The sequence below is a fragment of the Pseudomonas putida S13.1.2 genome, from assembly GCF_000498395.2.
Classification (GTDB): domain Bacteria; phylum Pseudomonadota; class Gammaproteobacteria; order Pseudomonadales; family Pseudomonadaceae; genus Aquipseudomonas; species Aquipseudomonas putida_Q.
In genome coordinates this window covers 4,724,205-4,740,152 of sequence record NZ_CP010979.1, presented here as the reverse complement: position 1 = coordinate 4,740,152, position 15,948 = coordinate 4,724,205, and the positions used below count along the sequence as shown (strand labels likewise).

The 15,948-nt window shown below is 61.9% G+C and carries 14 protein-coding genes, 1 tRNA gene and 2 pseudogenes; 5 read left to right on the top strand and 12 right to left on the bottom strand.

The annotated features are described in order from the left end of the window. Positions 1–14: 14 nt before the first annotated feature. Both N805_RS20985 and N805_RS20980 read right to left on the bottom strand, forming a co-directional pair. Positions 15–1,382: an ATP-binding protein gene (locus tag N805_RS20985; protein ID WP_026034439.1), complete on the bottom strand. Its 1,368-nt coding sequence runs from the start codon at positions 1,380–1,382 to the stop codon at positions 15–17. 1 nt (position 1,383) lies between these two features. After that, complete coding sequence (locus N805_RS20980) at positions 1,384–2,106, bottom strand: response regulator (RefSeq protein WP_019471284.1); 723 nt, start codon at positions 2,104–2,106, stop codon at positions 1,384–1,386. 140 nt (positions 2,107–2,246) lie between these two features. On the opposite strand from N805_RS20980, the gene N805_RS20975 reads away from it, so the two are divergent. Next, positions 2,247–4,544: a TonB-dependent siderophore receptor gene (locus N805_RS20975; protein ID WP_019471285.1), complete on the top strand. Its 2,298-nt coding sequence runs from the start codon at positions 2,247–2,249 to the stop codon at positions 4,542–4,544. 335 nt (positions 4,545–4,879) lie between these two features. Here the strand turns inward: N805_RS20975 and N805_RS30165 are convergent, their stop codons facing one another. After that, positions 4,880–5,086, bottom strand: a complete 207-nt coding sequence (locus tag N805_RS30165; RefSeq protein WP_019471286.1) for a DUF3079 domain-containing protein — start codon at positions 5,084–5,086, stop codon at positions 4,880–4,882. Positions 5,087–5,165: 79 nt separating this feature from the next. Between N805_RS30165 and N805_RS31180 the strand changes: the two are divergent. Next, positions 5,166–5,240: pseudogene (locus tag N805_RS31180) on the top strand (transcriptional regulator); the annotation flags it as partial. A gap of 165 nt (positions 5,241–5,405) precedes the next feature. Here the strand turns inward: N805_RS31180 and N805_RS20970 are convergent. The 3 genes from N805_RS20970 to N805_RS20960 form a co-directional block, all read right to left on the bottom strand. Beyond that, the gene (locus tag N805_RS20970; protein WP_033692163.1) at positions 5,406–7,922 is read right to left on the bottom strand and encodes a TonB-dependent siderophore receptor; all 2,517 of its coding nucleotides are present in this window, start codon (positions 7,920–7,922) and stop codon (positions 5,406–5,408) included. Between the two features lie 92 nt (positions 7,923–8,014). Next, on the bottom strand, positions 8,015–9,004 hold the full coding sequence (locus N805_RS20965; protein WP_019471288.1) for a FecR domain-containing protein: 990 nt from the start codon (positions 9,002–9,004) through the stop codon (positions 8,015–8,017). Then, positions 9,001–9,516, bottom strand: coding sequence for a sigma-70 family RNA polymerase sigma factor (locus N805_RS20960; protein ID WP_132842872.1), 516 nt, complete (start codon positions 9,514–9,516; stop codon positions 9,001–9,003). The genes N805_RS20965 and N805_RS20960 overlap by 4 nt, the downstream gene beginning before the upstream one ends. 249 nt (positions 9,517–9,765) lie before the next feature. Between N805_RS20960 and N805_RS30160 the strand changes: the two are divergent. After that, positions 9,766–10,052 (top strand): annotated as a pseudogene (locus N805_RS30160) (DUF4160 domain-containing protein). After that, positions 10,040–10,492 (top strand): DUF2442 domain-containing protein, encoded by a 453-nt coding sequence (locus N805_RS20955; protein WP_019471290.1) that lies wholly within the window; start codon positions 10,040–10,042, stop codon positions 10,490–10,492. Before N805_RS30160 ends, N805_RS20955 begins: the two are co-directional and overlap by 13 nt. A 351-nt stretch (positions 10,493–10,843) precedes the next feature. Here N805_RS20955 and N805_RS20950 read toward each other — a convergent pair. Continuing rightward, positions 10,844–10,919: transfer RNA gene (locus tag N805_RS20950), tRNA-Thr, on the bottom strand. 98 nt (positions 10,920–11,017) lie between these two features. Beyond that, complete coding sequence (locus tag N805_RS20945) at positions 11,018–11,266, bottom strand: hypothetical protein (protein WP_019471291.1); 249 nt, start codon at positions 11,264–11,266, stop codon at positions 11,018–11,020. Positions 11,267–11,784: 518 nt separating this feature from the next. Between N805_RS20945 and N805_RS20940 the strand changes: the two genes are divergently transcribed. Next, a complete protein-coding gene (locus tag N805_RS20940) occupies positions 11,785–12,054 on the top strand; it encodes a DUF3077 domain-containing protein (protein ID WP_019471292.1) in 270 nt (89 codons plus the stop codon). Between the two features lie 364 nt (positions 12,055–12,418). Here N805_RS20940 and N805_RS20935 read toward each other — a convergent pair whose 3' ends face one another. The 4 genes from N805_RS20935 to N805_RS20920 all read right to left on the bottom strand — a co-directional run bounded on the left by N805_RS20935 (position 12,419) and on the right by N805_RS20920 (position 15,940). Next, positions 12,419–13,624 carry a methyltransferase gene (locus N805_RS20935; protein WP_019471293.1) on the bottom strand — a complete coding sequence of 402 codons (1,206 nt, stop codon included), beginning with the start codon at positions 13,622–13,624 and terminating at the stop codon, positions 12,419–12,421. 127 nt (positions 13,625–13,751) lie between these two features. Continuing rightward, positions 13,752–14,441: an ABC transporter permease gene (locus N805_RS20930; RefSeq protein WP_016484493.1), complete on the bottom strand. Its 690-nt coding sequence runs from the start codon at positions 14,439–14,441 to the stop codon at positions 13,752–13,754. After that, positions 14,441–15,133, bottom strand: coding sequence for an ABC transporter permease (locus tag N805_RS20925; RefSeq protein WP_016497593.1), 693 nt, complete (start codon positions 15,131–15,133; stop codon positions 14,441–14,443). Before N805_RS20925 ends, N805_RS20930 begins: the two co-directional genes overlap by 1 nt. Positions 15,134–15,187: 54 nt before the next feature. Then, entirely contained in the window at positions 15,188–15,940 is a 753-nt protein-coding gene (locus N805_RS20920) for an ABC transporter substrate-binding protein (RefSeq protein ID WP_019471294.1), read from the bottom strand. Between the last annotated feature and the right edge of the window lie 8 nt (positions 15,941–15,948).

Below are 15,948 nucleotides of genomic sequence, written 5' to 3'. Positions count from 1 at the left end.
GACCGCGCTGGTCTTTAGATGGGCAGCAGTATGCTGACCCGCAACCCACCGCCATCGCGGTTCGACAGCATCAGCTCACCCCCATGGCTGGTGGCAATCCGCTGGGCAATGCTCAACCCCAGCCCATACCCGCCAGAGGCCTGGTTACGCGAGCCTTCCCCGCGCACGAACGGGTCGGTGATGGTTGCCAGCAGCTCCGGCGCGACCCCGGGCCCGCGGTCGTCGATATGGATGAACACTCCACTTACCGCCCGCTCCAGCGTGACCGAAACATCCTTGGCGTAGCGCAACGCATTGACCAACAGATTTTGCAGGCAGCGCTGCAACAGCAAGGCATCTACCCGCAAGCTGCCCGCCTGGCCATGCACCGGCAACGGTTCTTCGGCGCTGGCCAACTCGGCGCACTGGCGTGCCACCAGCCGGTCCAGGTCCACCTGCTGCAAATTCAGCTGCTCGCCTGCGCGCAGGTAATCGAGTACCTGGCCAATCATGTCGTCCATCTGCGTAATGTTCTGCCGCAGGCGCTGGCGGTGTTCGTCGTCCGGCAGGCGCTCCAGGCGCAGGCGCATGCGGGTCAGCGGGGTGCGCAGGTCGTGGGACACGGCGGCCAGGAAGTAGGCCTTGTCATTCACCATGGCAATCAGCCGCTGCTGCATGGCGTTGAACGCCTGGGCCGCCTGGCGCACTTCTTCCGGGCCATCCAGCGCCAGGGGAGGCTGTTCGAGGTTGCCGCCCAGGCCGCGCGCTGCGTCGGCCAGCCGTCGCAACGGGCGCAGGCACAGGCGCACGGCAATCAGGCACACCAGCAGTACCGCGACAATCCGCAGTGCATACACCCGCAACAGGTAGTCGCTGATCAGCACCCAGGCCGATTCGCCACTCCAGCCCTGCAGTTCCTGGCCCTCGATGGTCAGCCAGTGGCCGTCGGCCAACGGCACCGCGAACTGCACATGCGCCTGGGCCGTGCGCAGGCCGAACAGGCTGCGCCAGACAATCGGCTGGCCCAGCTCATCGGTCAGTCGCACCTTCATCAGGCGCAGGTCCTGGTCATGCCCCAGTTCGTACCTGAGGGCCTGCTGCAGCAACAGCTCGACGCGCCTGCGCCCCCGGCGCTCGTCATGTTCAGGCGTGGGTAGCGTTTCGGCGCAGCGCAACTGATAGTGGGCGGGCACCTTCAGCGTGCCGGCGTGGCAACTGGCCTGGGCGATCAGCGGGGCACTGCGCGCGGCGATCAGGCGAATGGGCGCCTCGAGTACCTGGGCGAAACGCACATCGAACCAGATGCTGCTCGACATCAACTGGATCACCAGCGTGCCGCTGACCATGATCAGCAGCAGCTGACCAAACAGGGTGCGCGGCCACAGCCGGCGAAGCCAGCGCATGTCAGGCATCGGCCGCGAGGCTGGCGATACTCAGCAGGTAGCCTTCGTTGCGGATGGTGAGGATTTGCGCGGCGCCCGGCGGCGCACGGCGCAGTTGCTGGCGCAGGCGGCTGACGCACATGTCCACCGAACGGTCGTCGGGCAGGTGGTCGCGGCCAAACGCGCTGCGGGTCAGCTGGTCGCGGGAAACCACCCGGTTGTTGGCTTCCAGCAGTTCGCGCAGCACGCGGTAGTCGGAGCGCGGCAGGGTCAGGGTTTCGCCATCGGGGCGGGTGAGCAGCCGCTTGACGTGTTCAAGGCGAAAGCCGGCGAACAGCTGCGCATCCACCACGGCGCGCTCTTCGGCGGGGGTATCCAGGCGTTGCGGGCGACGCAGCACGGCCTTGATCCGGGCGATCAACTCGCGTGGCTCGAAAGGCTTGGCCAGGTAGTCGTCGGCACCCACCTCCAGGCCGATGATGCGGTCCAGCGTGCTGCCCTTGGCAGACAGCATGATCACCGCCAGCCCAGGCGTCGCTTGCAACTGGCGGCACAGGCTAAGGCCATCTTCACCCGGCAGCATCAGGTCGAGCACCACCAGGTCCACCTTGTGCCGGGCCAGCTGTTCGCGCATCTGTTCACCGTCGGCTGCGGCAAGCACGTTGTAGCCGGCATCGGTCAGGTAATCACAAAGAAGTTCGCGGATCTCGTCGTCATCGTCGACGACCAGCAAGTTCGTGCTCATGCGGAAAAACACCTGTTCGGTGAGGGCCGGTGGCGCTCGTTACGTTCAATTACATCCCCGTACATGTCGGGTCTGGAGCCCGGAGGGCCGATCCCTAGAATCCTAACAAAAAATCATCTGCAAATACGAAGCCTTCCCAAATGAATCCCAAGCGCATCCCGAAAGTGTTCACCCCCATCAGCCAAAGTGGCAATCGCCTTACACCGCTGGCGTTCTTCGTTGCCGTCGCCATCAGTGGCGGGGCCGTCGCTGCCGACGGCAAACCCCTGGAGCTGGACGCCACACAGATCGAAGACAGCGCTCTGCTGCCGGCCGACGATGCTGGCCAGCTAGGCTACACGGTCGAAAGCACCCGTAGCTCCACCGGCCTGGCGCTGACGCCACGCCAGACGCCGCAATCGGTCACCACCATTACCCGCCAGCAGATGGATGACCGCGACATCCACACCATCGAGCAGGCGCTGGAAACCACGCCAGGCGTAACGGCCAACAAGTCCGAGGTGGGTGGGCGTACCGACTACCGTGCCCGTGGCTACTCGATCAGCAACTGGAAGGTCGACGGCCTGCAGACCCAGGGCGGGTCTGATTTCAGTGGCAGCGGCAATGCATTGAGCATGGACCTGTACGAACGCATCGACATCGTGCGCGGCGCCAACGGCCTGTTGGGCGGCACCGGCGACCCCTCCGCCACCGTCAACCTGATCCGCAAGGCACCGACCAAGACGTTCGGCGGCAGCGCCTACGCCACTTACGGCAGCTGGGACAAGCGTCGCCTGGGTGCTGACCTGAATCTGCCCCTGTCCGCGGATGGCCGCCTGCGTTCGCGCTTCGTGATGACCCAGCAGGACGCCAACTCGTTCCGCGACAACCAGTCCGAACGCTCCCGCGCCGCGCTGGCCAATTTCGAGTTCGACCTGGACGACGCCACCACCCTGGGTGCCGGTTACCAGTATGAGTACAACAAGGTTGTCGGCGGCGGCTGGGGCGCGAACATCCCCATCTGGTACCGCGACGGTAGCAAGACCGACTTGCCGCGCAGCACCAACGTGGTGCCCAGCTGGAGCTTTGGCGAGTACACCACCCGTACGGCGTTCGGCTCGCTGGAGCACCGCTTCGACAACGACTGGACCCTGGACCTGAAAGCCGCCCAGGCGACTACCGAAGCCTTGAACCACCGGGGCCTTGCCAAGGTGAACTCGGCTGGGCGCGGCAGCTACGGCGGCTATTGGGACCAGGACGGCAGCGGCGCGGTGCTGAACGGGTTGCACAGCTCCAGCGACACCACCCAGCAGTCGGCGCAGATCGACCTGTCCGGCCCGTTCCAGCTGTTTGGCCGCACGCACCAGGCCATGGTCGGCTACAACGACAGCCGCACCGTAGGCTGGTCGCCCCAGTACACCTGCACCATGGTCGGCGATGGCATGGCCAGCGCGCCTGCACTGGGTTGCCAGTTCCGCGCCAATAACGGCTTCCCGGTCACGGACTGGCACCATGGCGTGGATGACGACTACGACATCATCGCCTCACGCACAGGCCTTCACAGCAAGACCACCACCCGCTTGCAGGGCATGTACGCCGCCACCCGCCTGAGCATCAGCGACCCGCTGTCGGTGATCGTTGGCGTGCGCACCAGCAACTATTCCTCGGTTACCCGCAGCGTGGCCGGCGAGCGCAGCAGCCAGGAAGAGAACGGCATCGTCACCCCCTACCTGGGCGCGGTGTACGACCTCAATGCCAACTACTCGGTATACGCCAGCTACACCGACATCTTCACCCCGCAAACATCTGAAACCAGCAGCGGTAGCAAGGTCGAGCCGATTCGTGGCCAAAGCTACGAGACCGGTATCAAGGGTGAGTGGTTTGATGGCCGCCTGAACGCCTCGGCGGCGTACTTCCGCACCAAGCAGGAAAACAAAGCCGTGCTCGACGGCGACCTGACCACACCGACCGGGGCCAGCGCCTACAAGGCGGGCTCTGGCGTGGAAACCGACGGTATCGACCTGGAAGTGGCAGGCGCGCTGACGCCCAACTGGAACGTGTATGCCGGCTACACCTACCTGCACTTCCGTCGCGTCGACAGCGATGGCCGCAGCGACCCGTCGCACCTGTTCAAGGCCTCGACCACCTACCGCCTCAGCGGCCCGCTCGACCGCCTGACCCTGGGTGCCGGCGTGACTGCGCAAACCAACATCCGCGCCATTTCCAGCCCGGCCGGCCAGCCCACCAATGGCGTCAGCAACGGTGCCACCGACGTGAACTGGTCCGGTTATGCCATCTGGAATGCCATGGCCAAGTACCAGCTGACCGATGAAACCAGCGTCAGCCTCAACGCCAACAACCTGTTCGACAAGCACTACTACACCCAATACGGGTTCTATGCCGGGGCCATCTACGGCGACCCGCGTAACCTGTCGTTGACGGTAAGTACCGCGTTCTGACCAACCGTTCCCACAGGTCTGCGCGCGGTCCCTGTGGGAGCAACTGTCTTGCATAACACCTAAGCGCTAGCGCGATCACTGTGGGAGCGGCTTTAGCCGCGAACACCGGCGAAGCCGGTGCCATGCACCGCGTTGGACTCTTCGCGGGCACGCCCGCTCCCACAGGTACCGCGCAGACTTCAGGTTTATGCAGTATCTGTCGAGGCAACTGAATTGCAAAACATCTGAAAGCGAGCGCGATCACTGTGGGAGCGGGCTCGCCCGCGAACACGGGCGAAGCCCGTGCCATCCACCACGGTGTTTCGGGGGTAAGCCCGCTCGCAAGCGGCCCTCTCTCAGCTGGGCTCTGCCGCGTGCCCTGCATCAACCGACTTCTCCAAATGGCCCTCGAAGCTATCCCAATCTTCGCCAAACAGCTCCACCGGATGCATGGTCCGGTCTGCGCCATTGCCACAGGCTAGCGCCTTGGCAGGGCAGTACAGGTCGCAACCCCAGCAGATACGCTCGGGGTGGCGAGGGTTTGTAGGGAATCTCTTGGCCATGCTCATCCTCCCTCAGGGCTACTTGGCCTGAACGTAAACCCCTGGCCCAGCCCCTCGGTTGACCGACATCAATCCATTGGCGGTTGCCCAGATAAAGGGCTTTGCTGAGTTTTTCAGCGTACCGGTCGAGTTCTTCATGCATGGGGTGGTTTGACAGCGAAGATTGGCAGCAACTGTCTTGCACAAAACCTAAAGGCTGGCGCGAACACTGTGGGAGCTGGCTTGCCGGCGATGGGCCGCAAAGCGGCCCGCTTTTCTTATTTGACTCGCCTCTTGCGACGGCCTACCAGATGCAGTGCATACCCGCCGACCGTGACGACTAGAACGTCCCCCTCAGGGTCAGCATGTAATTACGCGGGTCCCCATAGAAGTTGCCGTTCGCCGCGCTGGAGACTGTTTGGTAGTAAGTCTTGTCGAACAGGTTGTTGGCATTGAGCGATACGGTCCAGTGGTCATCCACGCGGTACCTCAACAGGGCGTTCCACACCGCGTAGCCACTTTGCTTGTAATCGAACGGAATGTTCGACTCCACCACATTGCCATTGCCATCCACGCGCACCGTGGTACCGCTGACATAGGTGGCGCTTTGCAGATCGACGCCGCCGCCTACGGTCCAGTCCGAAAGCGCTGCGGGCAGTTGATAAGTCGTCCACACCTTGAACTGATGCTTGGGCGTGATGGTGCTCAAGGCCGTGCGGTCAGTCTCGTTCTTGTTGTAGTTGTACACGTAGCTGGCCATCAGGTTCCAATCCTTGCGGATTTCGCCCGTCGCTTCCAGCTCGATCCCTTTGCTGACGACCTCGCCCTGGTTCACATAGCAGCAACTGCCGCCATACAGCACGGAGGCCGCCGGGAAGTTGGTATCCTGCACCGCGCCGTTCTTGCGCTTGGTATAAAACACGGCAAGGCTGGTGTTCAAGCGGCCATCGAACAGTTCGCCCTTGATACCCACCTCGGAGGTCTTGCCCTCCAGCGGCTCCAGCACGTCATTACTGCCCACCGGCCCGCGAAGGTAGCTTTGCTGCGGCTTGTAGATCTTCGAATAGCTGCCATACAGCGACCACTGCTCGTCAAGGTCGTAGATGGCGCCAAAGTAAGGCACGAAACGCGTCGGTTCGCGCATGTCGATGTCGCTCTGCACCACACCCGCATTGGTATACACCTGCTCGAAGTGGTAACGGGCCGCGCGGCCACCCAGGATGACCTTGAGCGGGTCCGCCACCTGCAACGTCAGGCGCCCGTACAGGCCGTACTGCTCCTGCGTATTGGGGCTGTAGTCCCGTGGGGTCTGCAATGAAATCGTGGTGGGCTTCCAGTAACCAGGGTCGAACACGTCGATGGGGACACCGGTGCCGGTGAACACCCCAGAACCCTGCCAGCGGCTGGTGACCTTCTGATAATCGGCACCCAGTACGAACTGGTGCTCGCGGCCAAAGGCATCGAAGCTGCCAGAAAGGTTGCTGTCTAGCAGGTCCTGGCTGGTGGAATAGACGTTATAGCTGGCGCGCCACACAGGGCCTGCCAAGGTCACCGGGTTGACGGCGTTGCCCGATACTGCCGCCAGCGCCTTGCCGGCGTCGCGGGTATTGGTATACGAGACGTTCAGCTTCCAGTCGTTATCGAAGTAGTGGTCGAGCTTGGTGAAGATCTCCTGGGAGATATTGTCCATGTAGGACCAGTTCTGCCCCAGGTTGGTGTGGCGCGCCAGCCCGATGTCTTTACCCGTCGTATAGCGTGGCAGCCCCAACGACGAGTTGGAGTGGGTGCTTTCATACATGCCACCCAGGGTGAAGATGGTCTGTGGGCCCAGGTCGACCTCGAACACCCCGTATACCGTGGGTTTTTGCGTGGCCAGTTTATCCGTGAAGTATTGGCGGTCGGTGTATGCCGTCACCAGGCGGCCGCGAACATTGCCGCTGTCGGTGAGCGGGCCGGTCACGTCGACTTGCGAGCGGTAGTTGTCCCAGGAGCCGGCGGCGGCTTCGAACTTCAACTGGAAGTCCGACAGCGGGCGCTTGCGCACCAGGTTGATGACGCCACCGGGGTCGCCCACACCGCCGAACAGCGCACCGGATCCCCGTAATACCTCGATGTGGTCGAATTCAGCCAGGTTGTACAACCGGCGGGAGTAGAAGCTGGTAGCCACTGAGGACAGTGCCATGGGCGCTGCGCCATCAATCTGGATGCTGTCGATGTTGAAACCGCGTGAGTAGAACTCGTAGGTGTCGCTGGTAGTTTTTTGCACCGTGACCCCGGGTGCCATTTTCAGCGCGTCCTGCAGGCTGGTGATACTGCGGTCTTCAATCAGCTGGCTGGACAGCACCGACACCGACTGTGGCGTTTCGCGCAGGCTGGTCGGGCTCTTGGAGCCCACGCTCACCGCACCGGTGGTGTACGAGCCGGTATTCTCGGTCATCTCGCCCATGCCCTGGCCACTGACCAGCGTGCTTCCCAGCTCCAGCGCCGCGCCGCCGGTGGTGGCTACTGGGTCGAGGATCCAGTTGCCATTGGCCGCTTGGGTGGCAACAAGGCCGTTGCCCTGCAGAAGTGCATCCAGGCCCTGCTGAACGGTGTAGTCGCCGTTCAATGCGGTCGCATGCTTGCCACGGACCAACGCAGGGTCAAAGGGCAAGTTGATGGCGGCAACCTGTGCAAACGCACTGAGCGATTGCTCCAACGTGCCTGCAGGCAGATTGTAATGGCGCACTTCGCTCTGTTCGGCATGTACCGCGTAAATCGGCAGCGCAATGCTTGCTGCGCTGGCAAGCAACACGCCACGCAGCGCTACGGCAAGGCGGGTCCTGGGTATATGGCGAGGTGAGAACGCAGATGACATGTGAATCGAGCTCCATTCGTTTGGCAGGGTGTTTTCCCTATTGGCCGAAGTGCTCGAAAAAACCCGCAGTCTCAAACTCGTCTTTTTGCAATTTATGCTGAGCGAGGAACAACGCGACGCCAGAACCGCGTGAAACGCTCAACCCTGACGGGCATTGAATCGCTGAGGGCATTCAGTGCCTGCTCGATATCATCCAGCTGGAAAACGCCGGATACCTTCAAGCCCGCCACCGGTGGCGCGCAGCCAAGCCAGCCGTGCTGATAGCGTGCCAGTTCCGCGATCAGTGTCTGCAACGGCAGGCTGCGTGCCACCAGCTGGCCCCTTGTCCAGGCGCTGGCATCCATTTCGCTGTGCTGGAGCTTGCGGCTACCTTCGGCGCTGATCGAATACTCCTCGCCTGCGGCCACCAGTTGCTGCCGTGTCTGCTGATGGATAAGCACCTTGCTCTGTTCGACCATCAGCCGTGTGCGCGTACCTTCCTGGCGCACCGCAAACGCCGTACCCAGTGCCTGCAATTGTGCCTGGGCGGTGTGCACCCAGAAGCTGCGCCGGCCGGCGGGCGAACCTTCGTCAGCGCCGGTATCGATGAAGATTTCACCCTGCAACAGCTTGATCAGGCGCTGGCTACTGGTAAATGAGACATCGACGGCGCTATTGGTATTGAGCTGCAGCCGTGTACCGTCGGCAAGCATCACTGTTCGTTGCTCGCCCACGCGGGTGCTGTAGTCGGCACCCCAGCGCCGAACCTGCTCCTGGCCCTGCCACCCCGTTGCGCCAACGACCAGGCCGGTGCCCAGCACCTGAAGCAGGCGCCGCCGACCCAGCTGGTGATGCTGCATGCGCTCAAGGGCGTCACGCGCGACACCGCCGGGTACGCCTGGCAGGCTGGCGAGGTTGTGGAAGGTAGATTCGTTGTTCTGCAATGCCTGCCAAGCGGTTTCATGCAGAGGATGAAGCTTGCGCCAATGCAGGCAACCCTGCAGGGCATGCTCGTCCGCGTAACCCGACTGTAGGCGCACCATCCACATGATCGCCTGGTCGAGCACGTCATCGGGTAGCTCGGGGCGCGTTGCGCCGCTCATGAGGTAGCGAAGTAGCAATGGCGGATAGCTTTCGCCATGTAGCTTTCCACCGACCTCAGGCTGACCCCCAGTTGCGCGGCGATTTCCTTGTAGCCCAACCCGTCCAGGCGCGACAGCAGAAAGGCCGTGCGCACCTTGGGCGGCAAGCCGTCGAGCAAGGCATCCACCTTGGCCAGGGTTTCAAGCAGGATCATCTGGGCTTCCGGGGATGGCATCAACGGCTCTGGCAGGTTGGCCACTGCATCCAGATAGGCCCTTTCGACACGATCGCGGCGCGCACGATCGATCACCAGGGCGCGGGCAATGGTACTCAGCCAGGCACGCGGCTGGCGCACATCCTGTATCCGGTCAAGTTTGCCCAGCACATTGACGAACGTATCCTGAGCCAGGTCGGCAGCGTTATCCCCTTGGCGCAGGCGTTTGCGCAGCCAGTCCACCAGCCAGGCGTGGTGGTCGATGTAGAGGGACTGAACATCAGCCTGCGTTGCAGATGGCACGGGCGGGGTAGACAACTTCAGCCCTCTTGTTGGTATAGGATTGCGTTTGAGAATTTATCTCATCCTATCTGGACTGAATTGTGAATGACAAGGATCACGACGTAATCCAGGGACCTGCTTCTGGCTTGACCGGTAACGGACCTGTCGGCGATAGCGACCCAGAGCGCGGTTTCAGAGATTCTGAACCACAAGCGGAAGATGACGGAGCAGCGATAGGCATGGCGGCTGTATGGGTGTAGACGTTCTGCCAGTACACTGAGCGGAATGTTTAACACCGGTTTTCACCGTTGTAGTATCGCCAAATTGGCGATACGTTCATGCCATGTCTATAAATATCGATTTCGCGACAATTACCGCATCGAGCTAAGGGAAAGGGATCATCTACCACCCCACGTTCACCCACCGGCGGTGGGGTGGACGTGGTGATCAGTCTGGAATCTGTGACTGTTAGCCAAGGCAGGGCACCTGCGAAAGTGGTGCACGAAGCCTTGGCCTGGGTGGCGGCCAATCAGGCCGATTTGTTGAAGGAGTGGATGAAATGGCATCGATGAAACGTCCCCGTCTGAAGAGTGTACAGCCTCGATCGGACGCCAGCCTTGAGCTTACCTTTACCAATGGGCAGCATTTCACCCTGGATATGAGCGATGCGCTCAAGACGTATCCTGGCTTGGCGCCACTGTCCAAGCGCAAAGCGTTTGAAGGCGTCGTATTGGGCGACGGAGGATGGTCGGTGGAGTGGCCAGCGCTGGATATTCAGATTGGTGCGGATACCCTGCTACTGGATGCGCTTGCCCAAAACGCACCTGATGAAAACACCCGAGTTTTCATTCGCTGGCGTTTGCGGCACCGGATGACGCTCGACCAGGCTGCCGAAGCGCTGGGAGTCAGCGCCCGCAGCATTAGCCGCTACAGCAGTGGTCGTGAAGCGGTACCACGCACATTGGCGCTGGCTTGCCTGGGTTGGGAGAGTTTGGAGCGGAAAGCCGCCTGACAGGGCTTTTTGAGCCCAGTCGTGGGGCTTGAGCTTTCTATATTCTGGCCTGAGATTGCCGGGGCCGCTTTGCGGCCCATCGCGACACAAGGCGGCTCCTACAGGAGACGCGGCGTGTTTTTGAACCTTTTATTCTGCGCGACAATGCAGCCTGGAAGAGCCACGGGGTGGCGCTATGGGATTGTTGAGGCCGCTCTACGGCCGAGTCGCCACGGCGGTTGCCCCGTAGCGTGAGCAAGCTGAATGCACAGCGTCTTGCGCAAGGCTGGGGGAATCCGCCATTTGAGTCATACCTGCTAGCCGAAAACAAAAAAGGCCCACCTAGCGGTGAGCCTTTTTTGATACTGCGTATGGTGCCGGCACCAGGAATCGAACCCGGGACCTACTGATTACAAGTCAGTTGCTCTACCATCTGAGCTATACCGGCAATGGGGCGTCATTATAACGATCGTTTGGCGCCTGTAAACCACTTCCTTGCGAATGTTCGAAAAAGACCTAAGTCACCGGCCTAAAAGGAGAATTTTCCTACCAGCCGCGGTGGATGGTGTTGACGTTTGGCTCGCTTTTGCCCGGGTTGAAGAACAGCTTGTGGTTGTCGCAACCGCGCTTGCGGCAGGGGCTTTCGGTGCGCAGGGGCAGGCCGTTGTCGCCGCCCAGTTGCATGCCGGGGTGGTTCCAGCCCAGGTTGCTGTTGGGGTGGGGCGAGGTGCCGCTGGCGCAGCCGGTCAGGGCGAGGGCGAGGGTCAACAGGGCAAGGGGTTTGGCTCGGGTCACGATGGTCGGGTCCGTTGGTCCGTTGTCGGTTCTGGCGCAACGCCAGAAGGCCGCAGGGCTGGCGGGCAGCGCGCGACGTCACTTTTTGATGATTTGGGGGCGGATGATACACCGTTACGGCGGTGGGGCATTAGCCTTGTGTTGCCGGATAGGGCCTCTTCGCGGGTGAACCCGCTCCCACAGGGATCGTGTGAGTGCGGCAATTTGCGTAAGGAAATTCTGAACCATGGGGCCAAAAGCTTCTGGGTTTGGATGCTTCGGAAGTATCCTACGCGCGCCGCCGAAGTATCGCTGTTGTCGGGGAAGTGGCTCACAGATACCGTTTTCGGGTCGTTCAGGCGACCGGGTGTGAGAGCCCGACTTTGAATAAGCGCTACCTGTCATGGTGGCCGTACGTGGGCAGACCTCGGTCTGGCCGGGCTTCCTTATTCACTCGGTTTCTCACCCCGCGTACGGCTGCCGCCCCAAATCCGTGAGAAAGATTTCTGGCAGCCTCCTTTCGTGAATGAGGATTTGCCATGAAACAAGATGAGCCAATCACCACCGCAGGCGTGGAAACCTTCCTCGCAGCCGGTAACCCATCCCTCAATCTGCTACGCGTAGAGCCCGGCGTCCCGGTCGATGCTGCCTATGAGCATGTCTCGATCCTGATGGGCTATATCAAGCACCTGGTACGCGAGGGGGATATGGAAGACGATCATAAATTCCTGGGTGCAGCCGATTACCTGTGCGACATGGCCAAGGCGTTGATGAACGATATCGAGATTGCCAAAGGCAAGGCGCATTAAGCGTTGACGCGGTCACTGTAGGAGCGGCCTTGTGTCGCGAATGGGCTGCAAAGCAGCCCCGGCGATTTCTGAGATTGCACCTAAAACGGGGGCCGCTTTGCGGCCCTTTCGCGACACAAGGCCGCTCCTACAAAGACCGCGCGAACAGTGGTTGTGTTAACCACAAGAAATGTTTATGCACAAGTGGCATTTGGGACTTGCGCGAAAGGCATGCCGGATCGCTGCGCCGCTGGTCTTTGCGCAAATGCCTGTTTTTACTGGCCTTGAGCTGCAACCCGGAATAAGCCAAACGCTTGAAATAGCGCTTGGATCCAACAGGTAATCAAAAGCTTGTTCACAGACTTATCCACAGGTTGTGCTGCGGCTAACGGTCGCGTTCCGCGAGGATAAGCAGGTTGCGTGGGGTCAGTGGATAGTCGCAGAACAGGCCCAGGCGAACGGCGTAGCCTTGTTCTTCGAGGAACAGGGCGCGATCGAGTACCAGCCACAACTCCAGCGGGCGGCGGAACAGGTTGCGTACGCGCTCCAGGTTGCGCACCTCGGCCAGGCGCTGCCAGCCGGCTGCTTCCAGGGTGGCCCAGTCCGGGTTGCCGTTCAGGGGCAGTTGTTTGAGGTCGGCCAGGTCGCGGCAGTACTGCTCGAAGGGCTTTTCCAGCCAGGCTACCGGCAGCGATGGCGTTGGCAGGTATTCGCTGCTTTGGCGCTGCTGGCGTTGCAGCTGGTCGAAGCCCAAGCGCCGGGCCATCGAGGTGTCGCGCTGGCGCCGCACGCGGGCGCCGGCGGTAACGGTTTCGCTCAGGGGCAGGCCCAGGTCGTCCAGCGACAGCTGCAGGGCGGACGCCTGCGCGGCTGTGGATAACGCCTGGTACTGCGGCGCCGCGATGCGGTTGTAGCAGCAGGGGGCCACGGCCAATTGCCGGCAACCTTGTTGGCTGGCCAGCTGCATCAGGCGTACATGCAGGTCGCCACAGGCGTGCAGGGCCACCACGCTTTTGTCGCCAGCCAGGTGACGGGCGCTGTCGCTGGCCATCACATCCTGATGCACATGCTGGGCGGGCAAGTGGTGGTGTGCGCTAAGGGCCTGGCCGGCGGCGACCAGTTCGGTGTCGTATTCCAGGCAGGTCAGCTGCTGGCCGGGTTGCAGCAGGCGACGGCCGAGGTGGCCTTTGCCGGAGCACCAGTCCAGCCAGTGGCGGGGCGGCTCGCGGAAGGTCAGGTGGCTGGCGAAGGCTTCGATCTGTTGCCATTTGCGGCCGGGGACGGCGACGTCCAGGCGGTGGGCGGCGGGTGGCAGGTCGGTTTGCGGGAGGCTGCCGAGGGCGGCGAGCTGTTGGGCTTGTTCGGCCAGTTGCGGGAAGGGCGCGGGCAAGCGGTCAGTGGGGCTGTCGGCTTCGGCGTCTGCCAGGGAGCATTGGCGCAGGTGGGTGGCGAGTTCGGGGTGGGTGGTTTCCCAGGCCAGTTGCAGGGTGGTGAAGGGGCGCGGTTTCCACAGCTGTTGGTGCTCGATCAGGAACTGGTCGAGGGCCTTGAAGCGGGTGCTTAGGTGGTGGCTGTGGAGGTGGCTGGGCATGGGTAAATGTGTGTTGGGTTTGAGGGCCTCTTCGCGGGTGAACCCGCTCCCACAGGATTAGCACAGGTTTCAAGGCCTGTGATGTACCTGTGGGAGCGGGTTTACCCGCGAAATGGCCAGTAAGGTCTCAACGACCCTGGCAGGCATCTACACGCAGCCAGCGCTCCAGCAGCTTGAAGCCCTGCACCAGCAGGAACGAGATCACCAGGTAGAACACGCCCGCGGCAAAGAAGATTTCCACCGGCAGGTAGGTACGGGCAATGATGGTACGGGCCATGCCGGTCAGTTCCAGCAGGGTCACGGTACTGGCCAGGGCACTGGCCTTTAGCATCAGGATCACTTCGTTGCTGTACGCCGGCAGGCCGATACGCGCAGCACGGGGCAGCATGATGTAGAACAGCGCCTTGCCCCGCGACATGCCCAGCGCTCGCGCCGCTTCGATCTCACCTTTGGGGATCGACTGCAGTGCGCCGCGCAGGATCTCGGCAATGTACGCGGCGGTGTGCAGGGTCATGGTCAGCACCGTGCACCAGAACGGATCGCGCAGGTACGGCCACAGCGAGCTGGAACGCACCGCATCGAACTGCGCCAGGCCGTAGTAGACCAGAAACAGCTGCACCAGCAGCGGCGTGCCGCGGAAGAAGAAGATGTAGCTGAACGGCACGGCGCGCACGTACCAGCGGCGCGAGGAGCGGGCGATGCCCAGCGGGATGGCCAGGATCAAACCGGCAACCACCGCAATGGCTACCAGCTCCAGGGTCAGGACCGCACCCTCGGCCAGGCGTGGCAGCCATTTGAAGATGACTTCCCAATTCATTATTCAGCCCTCGCAAAGCCGCGAGCGGCGCGTTTTTCCATGAAGTACATGCCGGTCATGGCAATGACGGTCAGGCCCAGGTAGATGCAGGCCGCGACCATGTAGAAGGTGAACGGCTCCTTGGTCACGGTCACGCCGATTTGCGAGTGACGCATGATTTCTTCCAGGCCGATCACCGACACCAGCGCGGTGTCCTTCATCAGGATCATGAACAGGTTGCCAAGGCCGGGCAGGGCGATACGCCACATCTGCGGCAGGATGATCCGCGAGAGGATGCGGCCCTTGGACAGGCCCAGCGCCAGGCCAGCTTCACGGTGGCCCTTGGGGATCGCCAGGATGGCACCACGGAACACTTCGGTGGCGTAGGCGCCAAAGCACAGGCCCAGGGCGATTACACCCGCCGCGAAGGCGCTAAGCTCCAGGCCCGGCATGTTCAGGGCTTCGCCGAGGCTGTTCATCAGCCCGACGGTGCCGAAATAGATAAGCAGCACCCACAGCAGTTCGGGCACGCCGCGAACCAGGGTGGAGTAGAAGCCGCCAAGCCATTGCAGCGGCTTGAGCGGGGAGGTTTTGGCCAGGGCGCCGAGCAGGCCCAGCACCAGCCCCAGCAGCAAGGCGCAAAGCGCCAGTTTTACGGTCATCAGGGTGCCGGCCATCATGGCCGGACCGAATCCGTGCAGGTCGATATTCATGGGCAGGTCATTTTAGGGACTGGCGCGCCACGTGGGCGCGCCGGTCAGGGCGGGTCATTCGATGCTGAACGGGAAGTACTTGTCGTTGATTTTCTTGTACGTGCCGTCGGCCTTGATTTCGGCCAGGGCTTTGTTCAGCTCGTCGCGCAGCTTGGTGTCACCTTTGCGCACGGCAATGCCGATCTTGTCGCTGTCCATCACCGGCTCGCCCTTGAACTCGAAGTTGGAGCCGTCTTTGCTCTTCAGCCACTCGTATTGCACATACTTGTCGGCCAGGATGCCGTCGATGCGGCCGGACACCAGGTCCAGGTAGGCGTTTTCCTGGGTGTCGTACAGCTTGACGTCGACGCCCTTGAAGTTGTCTTCAAGGTAGGTGCCGGCCAAGGTTGCACGCTGGGTGCCGATTGCCTTGCCCTTCAGCGACGCTGCGTCAGTCTTGAAGTCGACGTTTTTCGGGGCAATGAACTGCAGCTTGTTGGAGTAGTACGGCTCGGTGAATTCCACCGCCTGCTTGCGCTCGTCGGTGATCGACAGCGACGACACCAGGAAGTCGAACTTCTTGGCGTTCAGGGCAGGGATGATGCCGTCCCAGTCGGAGGTGACGACCGAGCATTCGACTTTCATCTTGGCGCACAGGGCGTCGCCGATGTCTTTGTCGAAACCAACCACGTTACCGCTGGCATCCTTGTTGTTGAACGGTGGGTAGGCGGCTTCGATGCCCATGCGCAGTTTTTCTGCGGCCATGGCGTTTGCCGACATCACCAGCGTGGCAGCAGCTGCCAGGAGAAACTTCTTGTATGTGTGCATGTATTGCT

Bases quoted from the DNA above. Each gene is read 5' to 3' on its own strand.
- N805_RS20980 (WP_019471284.1), bottom strand. From the start codon at position 2,106: ATGAGCACGAACTTGCTGGTCGTCGACGATGACGACGAGATCCGCGAA.
- N805_RS20935 (WP_019471293.1), bottom strand. From the start codon at position 13,624: ATGCCCAGCCACCTCCACAGCCACCACCTAAGCACCCGCTTCAAGGCC.
- N805_RS20940 (WP_019471292.1), top strand. From the start codon at position 11,785: ATGAAACAAGATGAGCCAATCACCACCGCAGGCGTGGAAACCTTCCTC.
- N805_RS20965 (WP_019471288.1), bottom strand. From the start codon at position 9,004: ATGAGCGGCGCAACGCGCCCCGAGCTACCCGATGACGTGCTCGACCAG.
- N805_RS20975 (WP_019471285.1), top strand. From the start codon at position 2,247: ATGAATCCCAAGCGCATCCCGAAAGTGTTCACCCCCATCAGCCAAAGT.
- N805_RS20985 (WP_026034439.1), bottom strand. From the start codon at position 1,382: ATGCGCTGGCTTCGCCGGCTGTGGCCGCGCACCCTGTTTGGTCAGCTG.
- N805_RS20930 (WP_016484493.1), bottom strand. From the start codon at position 14,441: ATGAATTGGGAAGTCATCTTCAAATGGCTGCCACGCCTGGCCGAGGGT.
- N805_RS20955 (WP_019471290.1), top strand. From the start codon at position 10,040: ATGGCATCGATGAAACGTCCCCGTCTGAAGAGTGTACAGCCTCGATCG.
- N805_RS20920 (WP_019471294.1), bottom strand. From the start codon at position 15,940: ATGCACACATACAAGAAGTTTCTCCTGGCAGCTGCTGCCACGCTGGTG.
- N805_RS30165 (WP_019471286.1), bottom strand. From the start codon at position 5,086: ATGGCCAAGAGATTCCCTACAAACCCTCGCCACCCCGAGCGTATCTGC.
- N805_RS20970 (WP_033692163.1), bottom strand. From the start codon at position 7,922: ATGTCATCTGCGTTCTCACCTCGCCATATACCCAGGACCCGCCTTGCC.
- N805_RS20925 (WP_016497593.1), bottom strand. From the start codon at position 15,133: ATGAATATCGACCTGCACGGATTCGGTCCGGCCATGATGGCCGGCACC.